Origin of the sequence: Acinetobacter sp. IRS14, from assembly GCF_034650275.1 — a bacterium.
Classification (GTDB): Bacteria; Pseudomonadota; Gammaproteobacteria; order Pseudomonadales; family Moraxellaceae; genus Acinetobacter; species Acinetobacter oleivorans.
This window is the reverse complement of sequence record NZ_JAOVFN010000006.1, coordinates 185,426-199,766: the sequence shown is the minus strand read 5'-3', so window position 1 is coordinate 199,766 and position 14,341 is coordinate 185,426. Positions and strand designations below refer to the sequence as shown.

General features: G+C 39.0%; 13 protein-coding genes. 4 read left to right on the top strand and 9 right to left on the bottom strand.

All coding sequences use genetic code 11. From position 1 onward, the window contains the following. Nucleotide 1: 1 nt before the first annotated feature. The 4 genes from ODQ17_RS08480 to ODQ17_RS08465 all read right to left on the bottom strand — a co-directional run bounded on the left by ODQ17_RS08480 (nucleotide 2) and on the right by ODQ17_RS08465 (nucleotide 4,550). A complete protein-coding gene (locus ODQ17_RS08480) occupies nucleotides 2-1,054 on the bottom strand; it encodes a DNA cytosine methyltransferase (protein ID WP_322902917.1) in 1,053 nt (350 codons plus the stop codon). A gap of 259 nt (nucleotides 1,055-1,313) precedes the next feature. After that, nucleotides 1,314-1,904 (bottom strand): single-stranded DNA-binding protein, encoded by a 591-nt coding sequence (ssb, locus tag ODQ17_RS08475; RefSeq protein WP_005300710.1) that lies wholly within the window; start codon nucleotides 1,902-1,904, stop codon nucleotides 1,314-1,316. Between the two features lie 51 nt (nucleotides 1,905-1,955). Further along, nucleotides 1,956-3,320, bottom strand: a complete 1,365-nt coding sequence (locus tag ODQ17_RS08470) for an MFS transporter (RefSeq protein WP_005300707.1) — start codon at nucleotides 3,318-3,320, stop codon at nucleotides 1,956-1,958. Nucleotides 3,321-3,467: 147 nt separating this feature from the next. After that, on the bottom strand, nucleotides 3,468-4,550 hold the full coding sequence (locus tag ODQ17_RS08465; RefSeq protein ID WP_005300706.1) for a DUF475 domain-containing protein: 1,083 nt from the start codon (nucleotides 4,548-4,550) through the stop codon (nucleotides 3,468-3,470). Nucleotides 4,551-4,812: 262 nt separating this feature from the next. Between ODQ17_RS08465 and tenA the strand changes: the two genes are divergently transcribed. The 3 genes from tenA to ODQ17_RS08450 all read left to right on the top strand — a co-directional run bounded on the left by tenA (nucleotide 4,813) and on the right by ODQ17_RS08450 (nucleotide 6,834). Further along, nucleotides 4,813-5,487: a thiaminase II gene (gene tenA / locus ODQ17_RS08460; RefSeq protein ID WP_151768131.1), complete on the top strand. Its 675-nt coding sequence runs from the start codon at nucleotides 4,813-4,815 to the stop codon at nucleotides 5,485-5,487. A gap of 65 nt (nucleotides 5,488-5,552) precedes the next feature. Continuing rightward, complete coding sequence (locus ODQ17_RS08455) at nucleotides 5,553-5,924, top strand: MerR family transcriptional regulator (RefSeq protein ID WP_049837507.1); 372 nt, start codon at nucleotides 5,553-5,555, stop codon at nucleotides 5,922-5,924. A gap of 103 nt (nucleotides 5,925-6,027) precedes the next feature. Further along, nucleotides 6,028-6,834 carry an SDR family NAD(P)-dependent oxidoreductase gene (locus tag ODQ17_RS08450; protein ID WP_322902914.1) on the top strand — a complete coding sequence of 269 codons (807 nt, stop codon included), beginning with the start codon at nucleotides 6,028-6,030 and terminating at the stop codon, nucleotides 6,832-6,834. A gap of 42 nt (nucleotides 6,835-6,876) precedes the next feature. On the opposite strand, the gene ODQ17_RS08445 is transcribed toward ODQ17_RS08450, so the two are convergent. The 4 genes from ODQ17_RS08445 to ODQ17_RS08430 form a co-directional block, all read right to left on the bottom strand. Continuing rightward, a complete protein-coding gene (locus tag ODQ17_RS08445; protein WP_312821241.1) occupies nucleotides 6,877-7,218 on the bottom strand; it encodes a GlpM family protein in 342 nt (113 codons plus the stop codon). 52 nt (nucleotides 7,219-7,270) lie between these two features. Next, nucleotides 7,271-7,624 carry a DUF1304 domain-containing protein gene (locus ODQ17_RS08440; RefSeq protein ID WP_002053763.1) on the bottom strand — a complete coding sequence of 118 codons (354 nt, stop codon included), beginning with the start codon at nucleotides 7,622-7,624 and terminating at the stop codon, nucleotides 7,271-7,273. Between the two features lie 65 nt (nucleotides 7,625-7,689). Continuing rightward, nucleotides 7,690-8,667: a zinc-binding dehydrogenase gene (locus tag ODQ17_RS08435; protein ID WP_322902913.1), complete on the bottom strand. Its 978-nt coding sequence runs from the start codon at nucleotides 8,665-8,667 to the stop codon at nucleotides 7,690-7,692. A gap of 3 nt (nucleotides 8,668-8,670) precedes the next feature. Continuing rightward, nucleotides 8,671-9,273, bottom strand: coding sequence for a TetR/AcrR family transcriptional regulator (locus ODQ17_RS08430; RefSeq protein WP_322902911.1), 603 nt, complete (start codon nucleotides 9,271-9,273; stop codon nucleotides 8,671-8,673). Between the two features lie 297 nt (nucleotides 9,274-9,570). Between ODQ17_RS08430 and uvrA the strand changes: the two genes are divergently transcribed. After that, nucleotides 9,571-12,402 carry an excinuclease ABC subunit UvrA gene (gene uvrA / locus ODQ17_RS08425; RefSeq protein ID WP_322902909.1) on the top strand — a complete coding sequence of 944 codons (2,832 nt, stop codon included), beginning with the start codon at nucleotides 9,571-9,573 and terminating at the stop codon, nucleotides 12,400-12,402. A gap of 39 nt (nucleotides 12,403-12,441) precedes the next feature. Here uvrA and ODQ17_RS08420 read toward each other — a convergent pair whose 3' ends face one another. Next, nucleotides 12,442-14,151, bottom strand: coding sequence for a GGDEF domain-containing protein (locus ODQ17_RS08420; protein ID WP_312821246.1), 1,710 nt, complete (start codon nucleotides 14,149-14,151; stop codon nucleotides 12,442-12,444). Nucleotides 14,152-14,341 lie beyond the last annotated feature (190 nt).

The window sequence follows — 14,341 nt, the reverse complement described above, 5'->3', positions numbered from 1 at the left end:
TTTATTTTTTCACTTCTTCATAATGCTTAAGAATTGATAATCCAAACTGCTTAGCCATTTCACAGGGCACAGCATTTCCAATTTGTCGTGAAGCTTCAACTACGCTACCTTTAAAGATAAAATTCTTAGGGAAAGTTTGTAATCGAGAAGCTTCCCTTACGCTAATTGCTCGGTGCTGAGTAGTATCTGGATGCCCGAAACGTCCATTTGAATAGCTATAACAACGTGTTGTAAGAGTAGGAGCTGGCTTGTCCCAACTCATACGGCCATAAGTATCCATATGTCCAGAATGCTTCTTATGACATTCATTAATTAAATGTCCTGGCCAGTGACGTCGATCACCGCCTTCTGGTGTATTTCTAATTCTTTCTAAATTACGTTCATTTAAAGTTGGGCATCTATGCCAAAGATCATCAGAATGTATTTCACCCGCTTTTATCGCTGGGAAACTACCAATAAAATCTCTAACTGTAACTATGGGTAAAAGCCCCTCTCCATGAGTTTTGGATGGAATTGGCATTTGCCCAAATTTACTTGCCAGTAAAACAAAACGTTTACGACGCTGAGGGACACCGTACTCTTCAGATTTAGCAATAAATTCAATAAATTTATAGTTTTGGTTATTTAAAAACTCGATAAATCTTTTATAAGGACCCTCCTTATCTTTATCAATATTTTGCAAACCAGGAACATTTTCTATAAGGATATATTCTGGCTCTAATTCAGCAATAAATCGGTGGGTTTCATCCAATAAGGTTCTTCGAATATCATCTTCGCTTTTTGCTTTATTCTGCGTTGAAAATGGCTGACAAGGAGCACATGCAACTAGTAAAAGTGGTTCTTTATTTTTATTTTTTGCTTTAAAAGCTTTTGCTAATTCTTTCTCATTTAATTCTTTAATGTCGACATTATAGAATAAGGCCTCAGAAAAATTGGCTTGATACGTTTCAGCTGCTTTCTTATCAAAATCAAGACCTATAGTAATATCTAATCCAGCTTGACGCAGTCCTTCACTCGCCCCACCGCAACCAGAAAAGAAATCTATTACTTTCAAAACCAACACCAATATTTACGTTTTAATAATACGCCATATGATATCAGAAGTTATATTTTTTTAATGCAACCATCAAATTAATTCATAAGATATGAACAATAGTTTTGTCTTATAAAATAAAGAAACGTTTCTTATAAATGCATTTTTTTAAATCTTATAGCAATAAAAAAGTTTGCAGATTTCTTTATAATGTCTGCAAACTTTCTTTTAATGTAGGGTTGATAGAAATAATTTTATAAAACTATTTCTATCAATTCCATTAGAACGGTAAATCGTCGTCTAAATCAGCTGGTGCAGACGCAGGTTGTTGTGGCGCTTTAGGAGCGAAACCACCACCTTGTGGGCTGTTACCACCATTACCGAAACCACCTTGGCCGCCATAACCACCGCCATTGTTTTGGCCATAGCCGCCACCTTGGTTATTATTATTTTGATAACCATTACCACCTTGTTGAGGTGCGTTAAAACGTGGTTGGTTAAAATCATTACCGCCAGCGAAACCTTGTTCACCTTGTTGACGACCATCTAACATTTGCATCTGTTCGCCACGAATTTCTGTTGTATAGCGCTCTTGGCCATTTTGATCAGTCCACTGACGCGTGCGTAATGAACCTTCAATATAAACCTTAGAACCTTTACGTAGGAACTGCTGAGCAATTTCACCTAAACGGTTATGCAAAACAATACGGTGCCATTCAGTTTGTTCTTTACGCTCACCTGAAGTTTTATCGGTCCAAGCTTCACTTGTTGCGATTGAAAATTGAGTCAGCGAGCCCCCATTTGGAAAAGTTTTTGTTTCAGGATCACGACCCAAAGTACCAACCAAAATAACCTTATTTACACCACGCATTAGCTGTCTTCATCCTATTCATTTCTATGTTTTACTTTATAAGAGTTATGCTTAAATGGCTACCTCTTTACCGAACAATTGCGTTAAATCACGTCGCGCAGCCTCATCAAGAGTCTGTTTATCGACTTTAATATAAGCAACTTGCTGGTCAGGCATCACCACAACTTCTTCTATACCACGAATTGCCAATAGCTGTGTGGTCCACTCATTCACCTGTTGCACTTGCGGTAATGGCAACACAATCGATGACAAATACCGCGGCTGAGCTAAACCAAAACTAATTAGCAACCATATTATAGCAATCCCTGTTAAGACACTCCATCCAATCGCAGTATTATGTAACATCAATAATTGACCACCTAGCGTGCCACCAAAAAAAGCACCTAAAAACTGACTACTGGCATTTACACCCATAGCAGTTGCTTTTGATTGAATTGGCGCACATTTTGATAACCAAGATGGCAATAAAGCTTCCATCACATTAAAAGCAATGAAGAAAATACCTAAGCCTGCGAGTAATACATATTTTGATTGATAACCAAATATAAGCAGCAACAAACCTGCAATAATGCCTGTAATTGCCGTTAAGAAAATGCCTCGCATTTTGCGATATTTTTCAGCCACGATAATGCTTGGAAATGCAAAAAACAGGCTAATAACCAATAACGGTAGATATACCAAACCATGGCTTGCCAAAGGAATATGGGCAAACTCGATAAGTTGTGAAGGCACATAAATAAACATGGCTGTAAGCAATAAATGCAATGCAAAAACCGAAACGTGTAAACGGTTTAAATCACCCATTTGAATGACTTGCTTAAGCTGCGCTATGTAGCCTTGCTGATAATTACGATGATGACGAGTTACTTTAGGTACAAGCAATAACATCAAAATCGCGATTAAACCCATAATGGTCGTGACAAAGAACAAACCAGAAATGCCGACAAGACTTGTGAGCCAAGGCCCCAGACTAAACGCCACCACAAAAGACAGACCAATACTCATGCCCATCGCAGCCATGGCTTTAGTACGTTGTTCTTCACGCGTCACATCGGCCAAAAGTGCCATCACGACTGCTGAAACTGCACCCGCACCTGCTATGGCACGGCCAATAATCACGCCATAAATCGTGTCAGATAAACCAGCAATTGCACCGCCAATAGCAAACAGCAATAAGCCAAGTACCACGAGAGGTTTACGGCTAAAACGGTCAGCCAGTAAGCTAAAAGGAATTTGTAAAATAGCCTGACTTAAACCATAGACACCTACAGCCAAACCAATGAGTGCTGGAGTTGCATATTGATATGACTGCCCGACTACAGAAAAGACAGGAATAATCATGAACAAACCCAACATGCGTAGCGCAAAAATACTACTTAAGGCAAAAGTTGAGCGACGTTCCAAAGCATTCATCATATCAATACACGTTTATCAAACTAGGCAAATTATAAGCCGATTCGTTTCTAAAAATACGGGACACCTTATTTAAATTAACGATTTCAGCTTAAAAAAATAAAGAGGCATTCAGCCTCTTTATTCTAAACAACTTTACTGAAAATTAGCTTAAGGCGACTGTTGCTCGCGCTTCGAATATTGAATTGAAGCAATAACAGCCCACACAATAAACGCTACACCAATTAAACCTGTGACAACTTCAGGTACATGTACACCTGTACCACTTGCAATCATAATGAATGCTAAAGCACCAATCGCGTAATGCGCACCATGCTCTAAGAACACGTAAGCATCTAGCGTGCCTTTTTCAACAAGGTAAACAGTCATTGAACGGACAAAAATAGCACCGATTGCAAGACCTAGCATAATCACAACAACGTCGCTGGTGATTGCAAAAGCACCGATCACACCGTCAAAGCTGAATGATGCATCTAATACTTCAAGATATAAGAAACCACCTAAACCAGCTTTAACCACACCAGACGCAGCACCCGAGCCATCTTGTAATACAGCATTACCATTTTCATCAATTTCAGGCTCACCACCTAACAAATGACTTAATACTTCAACGCCAATGTAAACCACAATGCCCCAAATACCGGCCATGGTCACTGCTAAACGTTGATGGTCATCTACATAACCAGCCATCACAATTAAAGCGATCAAAGCAATAAAAACAGACATTGCAGGTACGCTAGCTAAACTTGAAAGTTTAGATTCAAGCCATCTAAACCAATGGGTTTCTTTTTCATCATCAAAGAAGAAGTTTAAGAAAACCAATAATAGGAATGTTCCACCAAAAGCTGAAATTTCAGCGTGGTGCGCCATTAAGCGCTCAGAATAAGTTTTCGGATCATTGAGTGCCAATTTTGCCACTTCAATAACACCCATATCAGCGGTTACAGCAACAATCACGACAGGGAAAATCAGACGCATACCAAAAACGGCGATTAAAATACCTACCGTTAAAAAGATCATTTTCCAGAACGGATCCCAATTACGTAGAACCGATGCATTTACGACAGCATTGTCAAAAGATAAAGAGACCTCCATTACCGCTAAAATCGCTGTAATTGTTAAAGCTTTAAGCATGGTAGACACGCCAGCTTCAGGTCCATGGGTAAAACCCCAATACGCGGATAGTGCTAAACACACCACCGTAAAAAATATCGAAAATCGGAAATGCTTCATGGATCAGACCTATACCAAGAACTAAATTTAATCTTTCTTAAAACCGCGGCTATTATATCGATAATTAACCACAAAACGATGTTGTTTTGTGCCGTTATTCCCGTTACTTTATCTCTCTGTTTAATAAAGAAATTTATAATTTTTAATTAACTTATTAATCGTATTAAATATTTTCTTGCGATATATCTATCATTATTATTTTTGTATTTTAAAATTGATTTAAAATCAGGTTCAGCTGTCTTATTTTAAATGGAATGATTTTATGCTTTTTTCTCAAGAACTCTGGCAACGTAATTTAAATTTATATCAGAAAATTCTCGACCTGCCTTTTAATCAGGAACTTGCTAACGGTACTTTAGATAAAGAAGCTTTTTGTCATTATGTCATCCAAGATGCTCAATACTTAGTGGCTTATGGTCGCGTACTTGCTATTGCAGCAGCAAAAGCGTTCGAGGCTGACGATATTATGCAATTTTCAGATGCCGCTAAAATTGCAATTGTGGTGGAGCGTAGTTTGCATGATGACTTCATGAAAAACTTTGGGGTAACCAAAGAAGAATTTAAAAACACCCCATTAACTTTAGCAGGCCATCATTACACTTCATTCTTAACAGCAACTGCTTGGTCTGAAAGCTACCCTGTTGTACTCGCTGCACTGTTACCTTGCTTCTGGATTTATGCCGAAGTCGGTAAAGATATTGTAGATAAATCAATTCCTAATAACCCTTACCAAGCATGGATTGATACCTATGCCGGTGAAGAGTTTCATATAGCCGTTCGGAATGTGATTGCGACGGTAGACAAGGTTGCCGCACGTTGTGATGCAGACACTTTAGAGAAAATGCATGCCGCGTATACTATGGGTGCAAAACTTGAATGGTTATTTTGGGATAGCGCCTACCACCAAAGACAATGGCTAGGTTTAGACCATATTTAAAACTTCAAAAGAACCGGTCAGATCGTTCAATACGCTGACCGTTTTTAATAAAATGCGAGATAAATATGTATATCGGCGAATTAGCATCTTTAACTGGAGCCACTCCTAAAGCCATTCGGCATTATGAAAAATTAGGCTTGCTACCAGTCGCAAAAAGAAAAGGCAATTATCGTATTTATGAAGAGATTGATGTTAAATCAGTTAAGATGATCCGCCTTGCACAAGCTGTTGGATTTAGTCTTTCTGAGCTTTATGACCTGTCAGCTTTAAAATATAAAAATAATCGCTTTCCTGTAGAAATTGCACAGCAGCTTATTCAAAAAAAGAACCAACAAATTATTGAGCAAAAAAAAGCGTTAAACCGTTTACAAGAAGATTTAAAAGAACTGGAAGATGAGATTATTCAGACTTATATTACAAATAAGATTTCTGCCTAAAACAGCTGATTAAAATCTGCAAATAGCTTTCAAAATGAGTGCTTGACTCTGCCCTTAGGGACAAGGTTTATCGTAATGACTTCTTTTATTACGGACCAATAAAATGAGTGCTCATCTTTCAATATTTAAAAATTCAACAGCATTAATTACAGGCGCATCTTCAGGAATAGGTAAAGCCTATGCTCAAGAACTTGCATCTTTAGGAATTCATTTAATTTTAACAGCACGCTCTGAACAAAAACTAAATGATTTAGCCGATGAACTCAGAAAAAAATATAACGTGAATGTTGAGGTGATCGTTTTAGATTTAGCTCAACTCAATTCAGCTCAAGACTTATTTGATGAAATACAAGCTAGAAACTTATCGGTAGAGATTTTAATTAATAACGCAGGGTTTGGTAAATGGACTAAATTTCTAGATCAATCTATATCTACCTATCAAGAAATGATCACGCTTAATATCAGCAGCGTAACGTCTTTATGTTATTTATTTTTGCCCCACATGCTTGCGAACAAAAAAGGCATCATGATTAATATTTCATCGACAGGCGCGTTCCAGCCGTTACCCTATATTGCTGTCTATGGTGCAAGTAAATCGTACGTATTGCAGTTTACTGAAGCACTTGCAGGAGAATATAGTTCTTCAGGAGTTAAATTTCTGGCAGTTTGTCCGGGCAATACCGAAACCAATTTTACTCAGGTCGCAAATGCAGATACGAGTGGTATGAAAAGCTCTACAGTTGAGGACGTTGTGTCGGCAACCGTTAAAGCATTAGATAAGAATAAAGCAACAGTTGTGGTGGGATGTAGCAACTATTTGACGTCTCAATTGCCTCGAATTCTTTCTCGCCAAAAGATGATTAATTTAGTTGAAGGTATGCTCAAAACCCGTGTTGTTGAGCATTCATAAAAATAGTTCAATTTAAAAGATTAAGAGATTTCTCTTAATCTTTTAATGCTGAAATAGCTGCCAACCATAAATTAAACCTGCTGCAGCCACGACCCAACAAAGGGTTGCCAATTCTAGACAAGACCACATCGACATCCGTGTTGCCAGCACATAAACAGCAACTAAATAAATGGCATAAGGAATAAGTGACCATAGGCCAAACAGAGCGGTTTTTTGTAATGCCTCCGCCCCTTTTTGCTGATAGACAATCACATGAGCAATCAAGGCAAAGGTAGGAAAAAGTGGGACTAAACCAGCAATATAAAATGCCTTACTTTTCGATAAAATCGAAATAATGAGGACAACCCCAGCCCCCAACATACATTTTAAAAATAACGCCCACATACACTGATCCTACCCGATCATTTCCATTTCAAAACGCTGTATTCTGCGCTTTTTAAAGAAAATTAACAGCGACTAAAGCAATCAATGCTGGAACTGCCTGAATATAAATAATCTTTTTACTGGCAGTCAGACCACCATAGATACCTGCAATGAGTACACAGCCTAAAAAGAAATTAGCGATTGATGTCGCAAACGGTGCATCAGCCAATAAAGACCAAAACAAACCCGCCGCTAAAAAACCATTATAAAGCCCTTGGTTCTGTGCCATAACTTTGGTGAGTTTTGCTTTCTCTGCATTATTTCCAAATGCTTTCATGCCATAAGGCTTGTCCCATAAAAACATCTCTAGCACTAAAATGTAGACATGTAATATGGCAATAAGCGCAATGAATATTTGTCCGATCATATAGTTTTCCTTTTTATTTTAAAGATATGAAAAAAGATCAGTCTCTCGACTGATCTTTTAGTGTGTTACGGCTTTAGCAATACTTTGCCTTGGCGAGCACCTTGTGTTGCTCTTTGGGCAGCTGTTTTAATCTCATCAAAACTAAACACACCTTCTACAGGTAGGATTAATTTTTTCTGAGTTGCTAAAGTTAATAACTCAACAATCAGTTCCTTTTTACGAGCTGCTGGCATTTCTTTATTGACTACACTCGCCCAGAAACCTTTTACTGTCGCTTGTTTGAAAATCAAATCGCCCGATGAAATTTGCATGGTTTCACCAGTCATACTGCCAAACGAAACCAATAGACTATTTTCACTGAGTAAATTCAGCATTTCCCCACTTGCGCTGCCACCAATCGAGTCCACACCAGCAATAAGAGGTTGGTCGCCATGAATCTGTTTAACTTGCTCTTTCCAGTTTGGCTGATCAGTCGCAACAACATGTTGAATACCTAATGCCTGCATCTCGGCAATTGCATCAGTACGACGAACCAGATTAATCACAGGTAAACCACGTGCCTGTGCAATCATCGCAACTGTTTTACCTACTGCACCATTTGCCGTGTTTTGAATGAGCCATTGACCCGGTTGAACGTTAACAAAATCTAAAAGCATCAGGGCACTAATTGGCATACCAATCAGCTGTGCTGCTGTTTCATCATCAATTTCATTATTGAGTGGAATAAGCCCTTGCGCTGGTGCAATAAAATATTCAGCCCAACTGCCATGAACAGATGCAACTGCGATACGTTGCCCTACCTGTACATGAGTAACGCCTTCGCCCAACGCATCAACAATACCAACGGCTTCACTACCACCAATAGCGGGTAAAGTAGGCTTGTAGCCATAACTTCCGCGTACCGTCCATACATCATGATTATGAATTGGAGACATGATGGTTTTAATACGCACTTCACCTGCTTTTGGTTCTGGCTTTGGTATATCCGCCTGTTCTAAAACGTCTACAGGTTCGCCAAAATTACCATGGATAATACTTCGCATTCTTTATTCCTCTATCGGTTTTAAGAGTTGTTGGGTCGTTTCTAAAGCTAAATGTAGATGTGCTTTGTCTTGAGACAATTTTGTGAGTAAAGCTGCACCCAACCATAACTGATACATGACTTGCGCAGTTTTCAAAGGATCAATATGTTTTGGAATTGACCCTTCTTGTTGCCCTTCTTTGAGTAGTAAAGCTAGACGCTGCGTTAATTTGTACACACCATCATTGAGAATTTGGCGCATGTCTTCCGACAAATCAGAAATCTCTGCCGCCAATTTCACAATCAAGCAGTTTTCAGCCCAGCTGCCATATACGGGATCATCAATCCACGCCTGCCACAACGCCATTAAACGGGCATGAGCACTTTGTTCACTGTGCTGCCAAAGTTGTTCCATACGAACCTTATAATTGGCCATGTATTGCTCTAGCAAAGCACAACCAAATGCCTCTTTCGAAGCAAAGTAGTGATAGAACGAACCTTTGGGTACGTCACAAGTCTTTAAAATTTCTTGCAAACCAACACCGACAAATCCTTTGTGTAATACCAGCTCAAAGCTCGTATCCAAAATATGTTGTCGCGTATTTTCGCTTTTATTTAATCGTTTCATGTAAACACCATACTCCACTATTAGACCAGTCGTCTAGTAAAATTATGTTGCTCAATAAAATTTGCTAAGAAGTAGAAATCAAAAGAAAGGAATGTTAAAAATACAACCTGCTTATTTAAACAAATTTTGTCGATTGTCGTTTAACCGTCACAATTTGTCGCTTTAAATCATTTTGTACCACTTGAACAATTTTAAATCGTTATCATATATATGGTCTGTTGTTTATAAATAGCCACATCTCCCTGTGCTAATCAAAACAACACCTAAATTTTCATTAATACATAATTGAGATGTTTTATGAGCCAAAGTCATATCCGTATTCGAGGCGCACGTACCCATAATTTAAAAAATGTGTCTCTCGATATTCCACGCGATAAGTTTGTGGTAATTACGGGGTTATCAGGTTCAGGAAAATCTTCTCTTGCCTTCGATACCCTGTACGCCGAAGGACAACGCCGTTACGTCGAATCGCTTTCGGCCTATGCTCGCCAGTTTTTATCGCAAATGGAAAAGCCAGAAGTCGACTCGATTGAAGGTTTATCTCCAGCGATTGCCATTGAGCAAAAATCAACGAGTCATAACCCTCGTTCAACGGTTGGTACGATTACCGAAATTTATGACTATTTGCGTTTGCTTTATGCACGTGTCGGCACACCTTACTGCCCTGAACACGACTTGCCGATGGTTGCGCAAACTATTTCTGAAATGGTCGATGCGGTAAAAACACTTGAAGAAGGCACAGCACTCATGTTGCTTGCCCCTGTCGTTCGTGAACGTAAAGGTGAATACAGTAACCTGTTCGAGCAACTACAAGGTCAAGGTTTTGTTCGTGCCCGTGTTGATGGTGAAATCATTGATATTGATACGCCACCCGAACTCGACAAAAAGAAAAAGCATACTATCGAAGTTGTCGTTGACCGCTTTAAAGTGCGTGAAGACTTAGGTAACCGTATTGCCGAATCATTTGAAACTGCACTGCGTTTAGGTGGCGATATTGCTGTTTTGTCATGGATGAATGGCGAACATCCTGATCGCGTTTTTTCTGCGAAGCATTCATGTCCTGAGTGTGATCGTGCAGTCGCAGAGCTTGAGCCTCGCTTATTTTCATTTAATAACCCGTTCGGTGCCTGCCCTGTTTGCGATGGCTTAGGTACACGCAGTCATTTTAGTTCTGAAAAGCTCATTCCAAATCCAGATCTTGCAATTAGTGAAGGGGCTATTCGTGGCTGGGATCGTCAACGTCCATATTACTATTCGATGCTACAAAAAGTTGCCGATCATTTTGGTTTTCAACTTGATACACCTTGGAACCAGCTAGATAAAGACACTCAAAAGAAATTCTTACAAGGCACTGGCAAAGAAAAAGTTGATTTAAGCTATATCGATGAGCGTGGCCGTAAACATACTCGCGTGCAACCATTTGAAGGAATTTTGCCGCACCTTGAACGTCGTTACCGTGAAACTGAAAGTAACTATGTACGAGATGATTTAGCGCAATATCTTTCTAATGCAGCGTGTGATGCATGTGATGGTTCACGTCTTAATGAAATTTCACGTCATGTCCGCGTTAAAGATAAAACGATTGCCGACATTACCCGCATGTCGATTGGTGATGCTGAAAGTTATTATCAAGATTTAAATCTTGAAGGTGCTAAAGGTGAAATCGCCGATAAAATCTTTAAAGAGATTCGAGAGCGTTTACATTTCTTGGTGAGTGTTGGACTTAACTATTTAAGTTTAGCTCGTTCTGCCGAAACGTTATCGGGCGGTGAAGCACAGCGTATCCGTTTAGCCTCACAAATTGGTGCAGGTTTAATGGGTGTGATGTATGTCCTTGATGAACCATCGATTGGCCTACATCAACGCGATAATGATCGTCTATTACAAACACTGATTCGCTTACGTGATTTAGGTAATACGGTATTAGTCGTTGAACACGATGAAGATGCTATTCGTGCAGCCGACCATATTATTGATATCGGTCCGGGAGCTGGGATACATGGTGGTGTGATTATTGCCGAAGGAACTTATGATGAATTGGCTAGCCATGCTGACTCACTCACAGGTCAATACCTTTCTGGCAAACTCAAAATTGAAATACCAAAACAACGGACTCAATCGCCACGTCCAGATGAGTTCATTAAACTTTCTGGTGCAAGTGGTCATAACCTTAAAAATGTCGATTTGAAAATTCCGCTCGGCATTATGACTTGTGTAACTGGCGTTTCAGGTTCAGGTAAATCGACACTAATCAACCGTACGTTACTTCCATTGGCTGCAACACAGCTCAATGGTGCAACCACCTTAACAGCTGAGAAGTTTGATTCAATTGATGGCCTACAACATCTAGATAAAGTCGTTGATATTGACCAAAGCCCGATTGGACGTACACCACGCTCTAACCCTGCAACGTACACAGGGTTATTTACGCCAATCCGTGAGTTATTTGCTCAAACACCAGAGGCAAAAGCCCGTGGTTATAGTGCAGGCCGTTTCTCGTTTAACGTGAAAGGCGGACGCTGTGAAGCCTGTGAAGGCGATGGCATGATTAAGGTCGCAATGCACTTCTTGCCAGACATGTATGTACCTTGCGATGCATGTCATGGCAAACGTTATAACCGTGAAACACTTGAAGTCGGTTATAAAGGCAAAAACATTTCTGATGTTTTAGAAATGACGGTTGAAGATGCTGCTGAATTCTTTAGTGCAATTCCAGTCATTCACCGCCGTTTAGAAACCTTAACTCAGGTGGGCTTAGGCTATATTCGTTTAGGTCAAGCTGCGACCACTCTCTCTGGTGGTGAAGCACAGCGTGTAAAACTTGCACGTGAGTTAGCAAAACGAGATACGGGTAAAACTTTATATATCTTGGATGAACCAACAACAGGTCTGCATTTCCACGATATTGCTAAGTTACTCGACATTTTGCATGAGCTACGCAACAAGGGTAATACCATTGTGGTGATTGAACATAACCTTGACGTCATTAAAACAGCGGACTGGGTTGTGGACTTAGGTCCTGAAGGTGGCTCAGGCGGTGGTATGATCATTGCCGAAGGTACACCTGAACAAGTGGCTGAGGTTGAGATTTCCCATACGGGTCGCTTCTTAAAACCGATGTTGAAATAATTTATTGAATAAAAAAGCCGGAACTCATTTCCGGCTTTTTTATCCTTCAACTGCATTTCGTCCTCGGGCTTTAGCTCTTAATAGTGAACGGTCGGCTTTCTCTAAAAGCTCTATCCAACTCGCCGCGCCTATGGCAAAACCAATACTTACAGACACATGCAATTTTTCATCTGAACCAGATAAACAAATCTCTTCTAAAGAAATCGCAATCCGAATTTTCTCTGCTAAAAGACGAGCATCTACAAATTGCACCTGTTCTAATAATATTAAAAACTCATCTCCACCATAACGAACAATTAAATCCGAACTTCGAATATTTTGCTTTAATTGCTCGGCAATACTGACAATGACATGGTCACCTACAATATGCCCATATTGGTCATTCACCTGTTTAAAACGATCAATATCTATAATCATTAAACAGGTTTGCGTAAATTTTTGAGGATAACTTTCAACAATTTTTAAATATTCAGATAAAGCTAAGCGGTTGGACACACCAGTTAATGGATCTGTATTAGCAATATTCTTTAATTGAAATTCAAAAGCATCGCGCTGCTGCAACATACGCTGTAATCGATCAATCGCTTCAAACAGGGAAAGAAATTCACCTTTTGTTGTCATATTCATCTCATCTGTCCAATGATTAGAACTACGCGATAAATCTAAAATTAAAGTCCTTGCTTTTATTAAAGGAGAAAAAACCCTTCTTTGTGCATAATTAAGCGTAAGTAAAGCTGTAGCTAAAGAAATTAAAGATATTAATAAAGTTAAAAGAAAACCTTTTCGGGCACTTATATTTTCTTGAGTTGCAATTGCTACACTTTCATCAAGAATATAACTTTGTAAATCAACCACTGTAGTAAATTTACCTACGATTGCTTCTGTCAATTGGGTGCCATTTAAATCATATGGCTCCCCTTTTTGGCTTTCATCTAATAGGTTTTGTACAATCGGAATACCCTTATCTATAAATTCTGATTTCACTCGGGCATATAACCGACGGTATTCAGGAGTCTTTGCCTGTTCAGGCTGTAAGGTATCGACCAAAATCCATAAATATCTAGATTGATGCTGAGTTTGCAGAGAACGTGCGCGATTATTACTTGGAATTTCTTCATTAAAGCTCACAGGAGCAATAATATTAGACGCCATCCGTCCCGCCTGATCGCGCATATCGGTTAAAACTATAATGAGCGTAAAGTAATTAGAAATACGGCTATCTTTACTTTTTAGCTGCAACATCAGTTTTTGCAGTATTTCCCTGCAATGATCCCAGACTCCAAACATTCCTAAAATAGCATTATCCATTTGAACGGAAGTTCTGGCTCCATAGGGAGTTTCACCGTAATAATCAACGACACGTCGGGCTTGTCTAAGATTTTCTTTGAAATTGGTTTGCAGCTCATTTGCTAATGAAACATAGCCTGCTTGTTTTAAGATAAGAATGCTTGTATCAATTTGCGCATCAACAATTAAACGAAACTTTTTTAATTCTTGCTGATTCTTTAATAAATCACTAGGACTGCTCGACATCATCTTATTGGCAGGAGCACGCTCCTTAGAAATTTTATAGGCAATATCTGCTACTGCTCTTAAACTTTTTATTTCGGCTAAGGCTTGTCTAGTTTTTATATAATCCTGATAGCTTCCCACAATAAGTGGTACAGCCATGAATAATAAGGACAAAATAATAACCAGCATAAAAAAGAACAGTCGATTACTAATATGCTCTGAACGTAATCCTGACATTTCTAGCTGGTACTCCGTAAATGTCCTGCCATTTTTAATACGATATAAATTAGGCTTAAATCCATCCTAGCATTTTAATAACTAGAATTTCATCAATAAAACCTTCATTTCTCTTTTAATAATTATACGGCTTCTAGATTTTAGTAAGCTTAAATAAATAGTATCGAAAAATTAAATGATTTTTATAAAA

What these genes read in the sequence shown, in the direction of transcription:
- ODQ17_RS08430 (WP_322902911.1), bottom strand. Translation starts at nt 9,273, where the DNA reads ATGAAACGATTAAATAAAAGCGAAAATACGCGACAACATATTTTGGAT.
- uvrA (WP_322902909.1), top strand. Translation starts at nt 9,571, where the DNA reads ATGAGCCAAAGTCATATCCGTATTCGAGGCGCACGTACCCATAATTTA.
- ODQ17_RS08420 (WP_312821246.1), bottom strand. Translation starts at nt 14,151, where the DNA reads ATGTCAGGATTACGTTCAGAGCATATTAGTAATCGACTGTTCTTTTTT.
- ODQ17_RS08455 (WP_049837507.1), top strand. Translation starts at nt 5,553, where the DNA reads ATGTATATCGGCGAATTAGCATCTTTAACTGGAGCCACTCCTAAAGCC.
- tenA (WP_151768131.1), top strand. Translation starts at nt 4,813, where the DNA reads ATGCTTTTTTCTCAAGAACTCTGGCAACGTAATTTAAATTTATATCAG.
- ODQ17_RS08470 (WP_005300707.1), bottom strand. Translation starts at nt 3,320, where the DNA reads ATGATGAATGCTTTGGAACGTCGCTCAACTTTTGCCTTAAGTAGTATT.
- ODQ17_RS08465 (WP_005300706.1), bottom strand. Translation starts at nt 4,550, where the DNA reads ATGAAGCATTTCCGATTTTCGATATTTTTTACGGTGGTGTGTTTAGCA.
- ODQ17_RS08435 (WP_322902913.1), bottom strand. Translation starts at nt 8,667, where the DNA reads ATGCGAAGTATTATCCATGGTAATTTTGGCGAACCTGTAGACGTTTTA.
- ODQ17_RS08440 (WP_002053763.1), bottom strand. Translation starts at nt 7,624, where the DNA reads ATGATCGGACAAATATTCATTGCGCTTATTGCCATATTACATGTCTAC.
- ODQ17_RS08445 (WP_312821241.1), bottom strand. Translation starts at nt 7,218, where the DNA reads ATGTGGGCGTTATTTTTAAAATGTATGTTGGGGGCTGGGGTTGTCCTC.
- ODQ17_RS08450 (WP_322902914.1), top strand. Translation starts at nt 6,028, where the DNA reads ATGAGTGCTCATCTTTCAATATTTAAAAATTCAACAGCATTAATTACA.
- ssb (WP_005300710.1), bottom strand. Translation starts at nt 1,904, where the DNA reads ATGCGTGGTGTAAATAAGGTTATTTTGGTTGGTACTTTGGGTCGTGAT.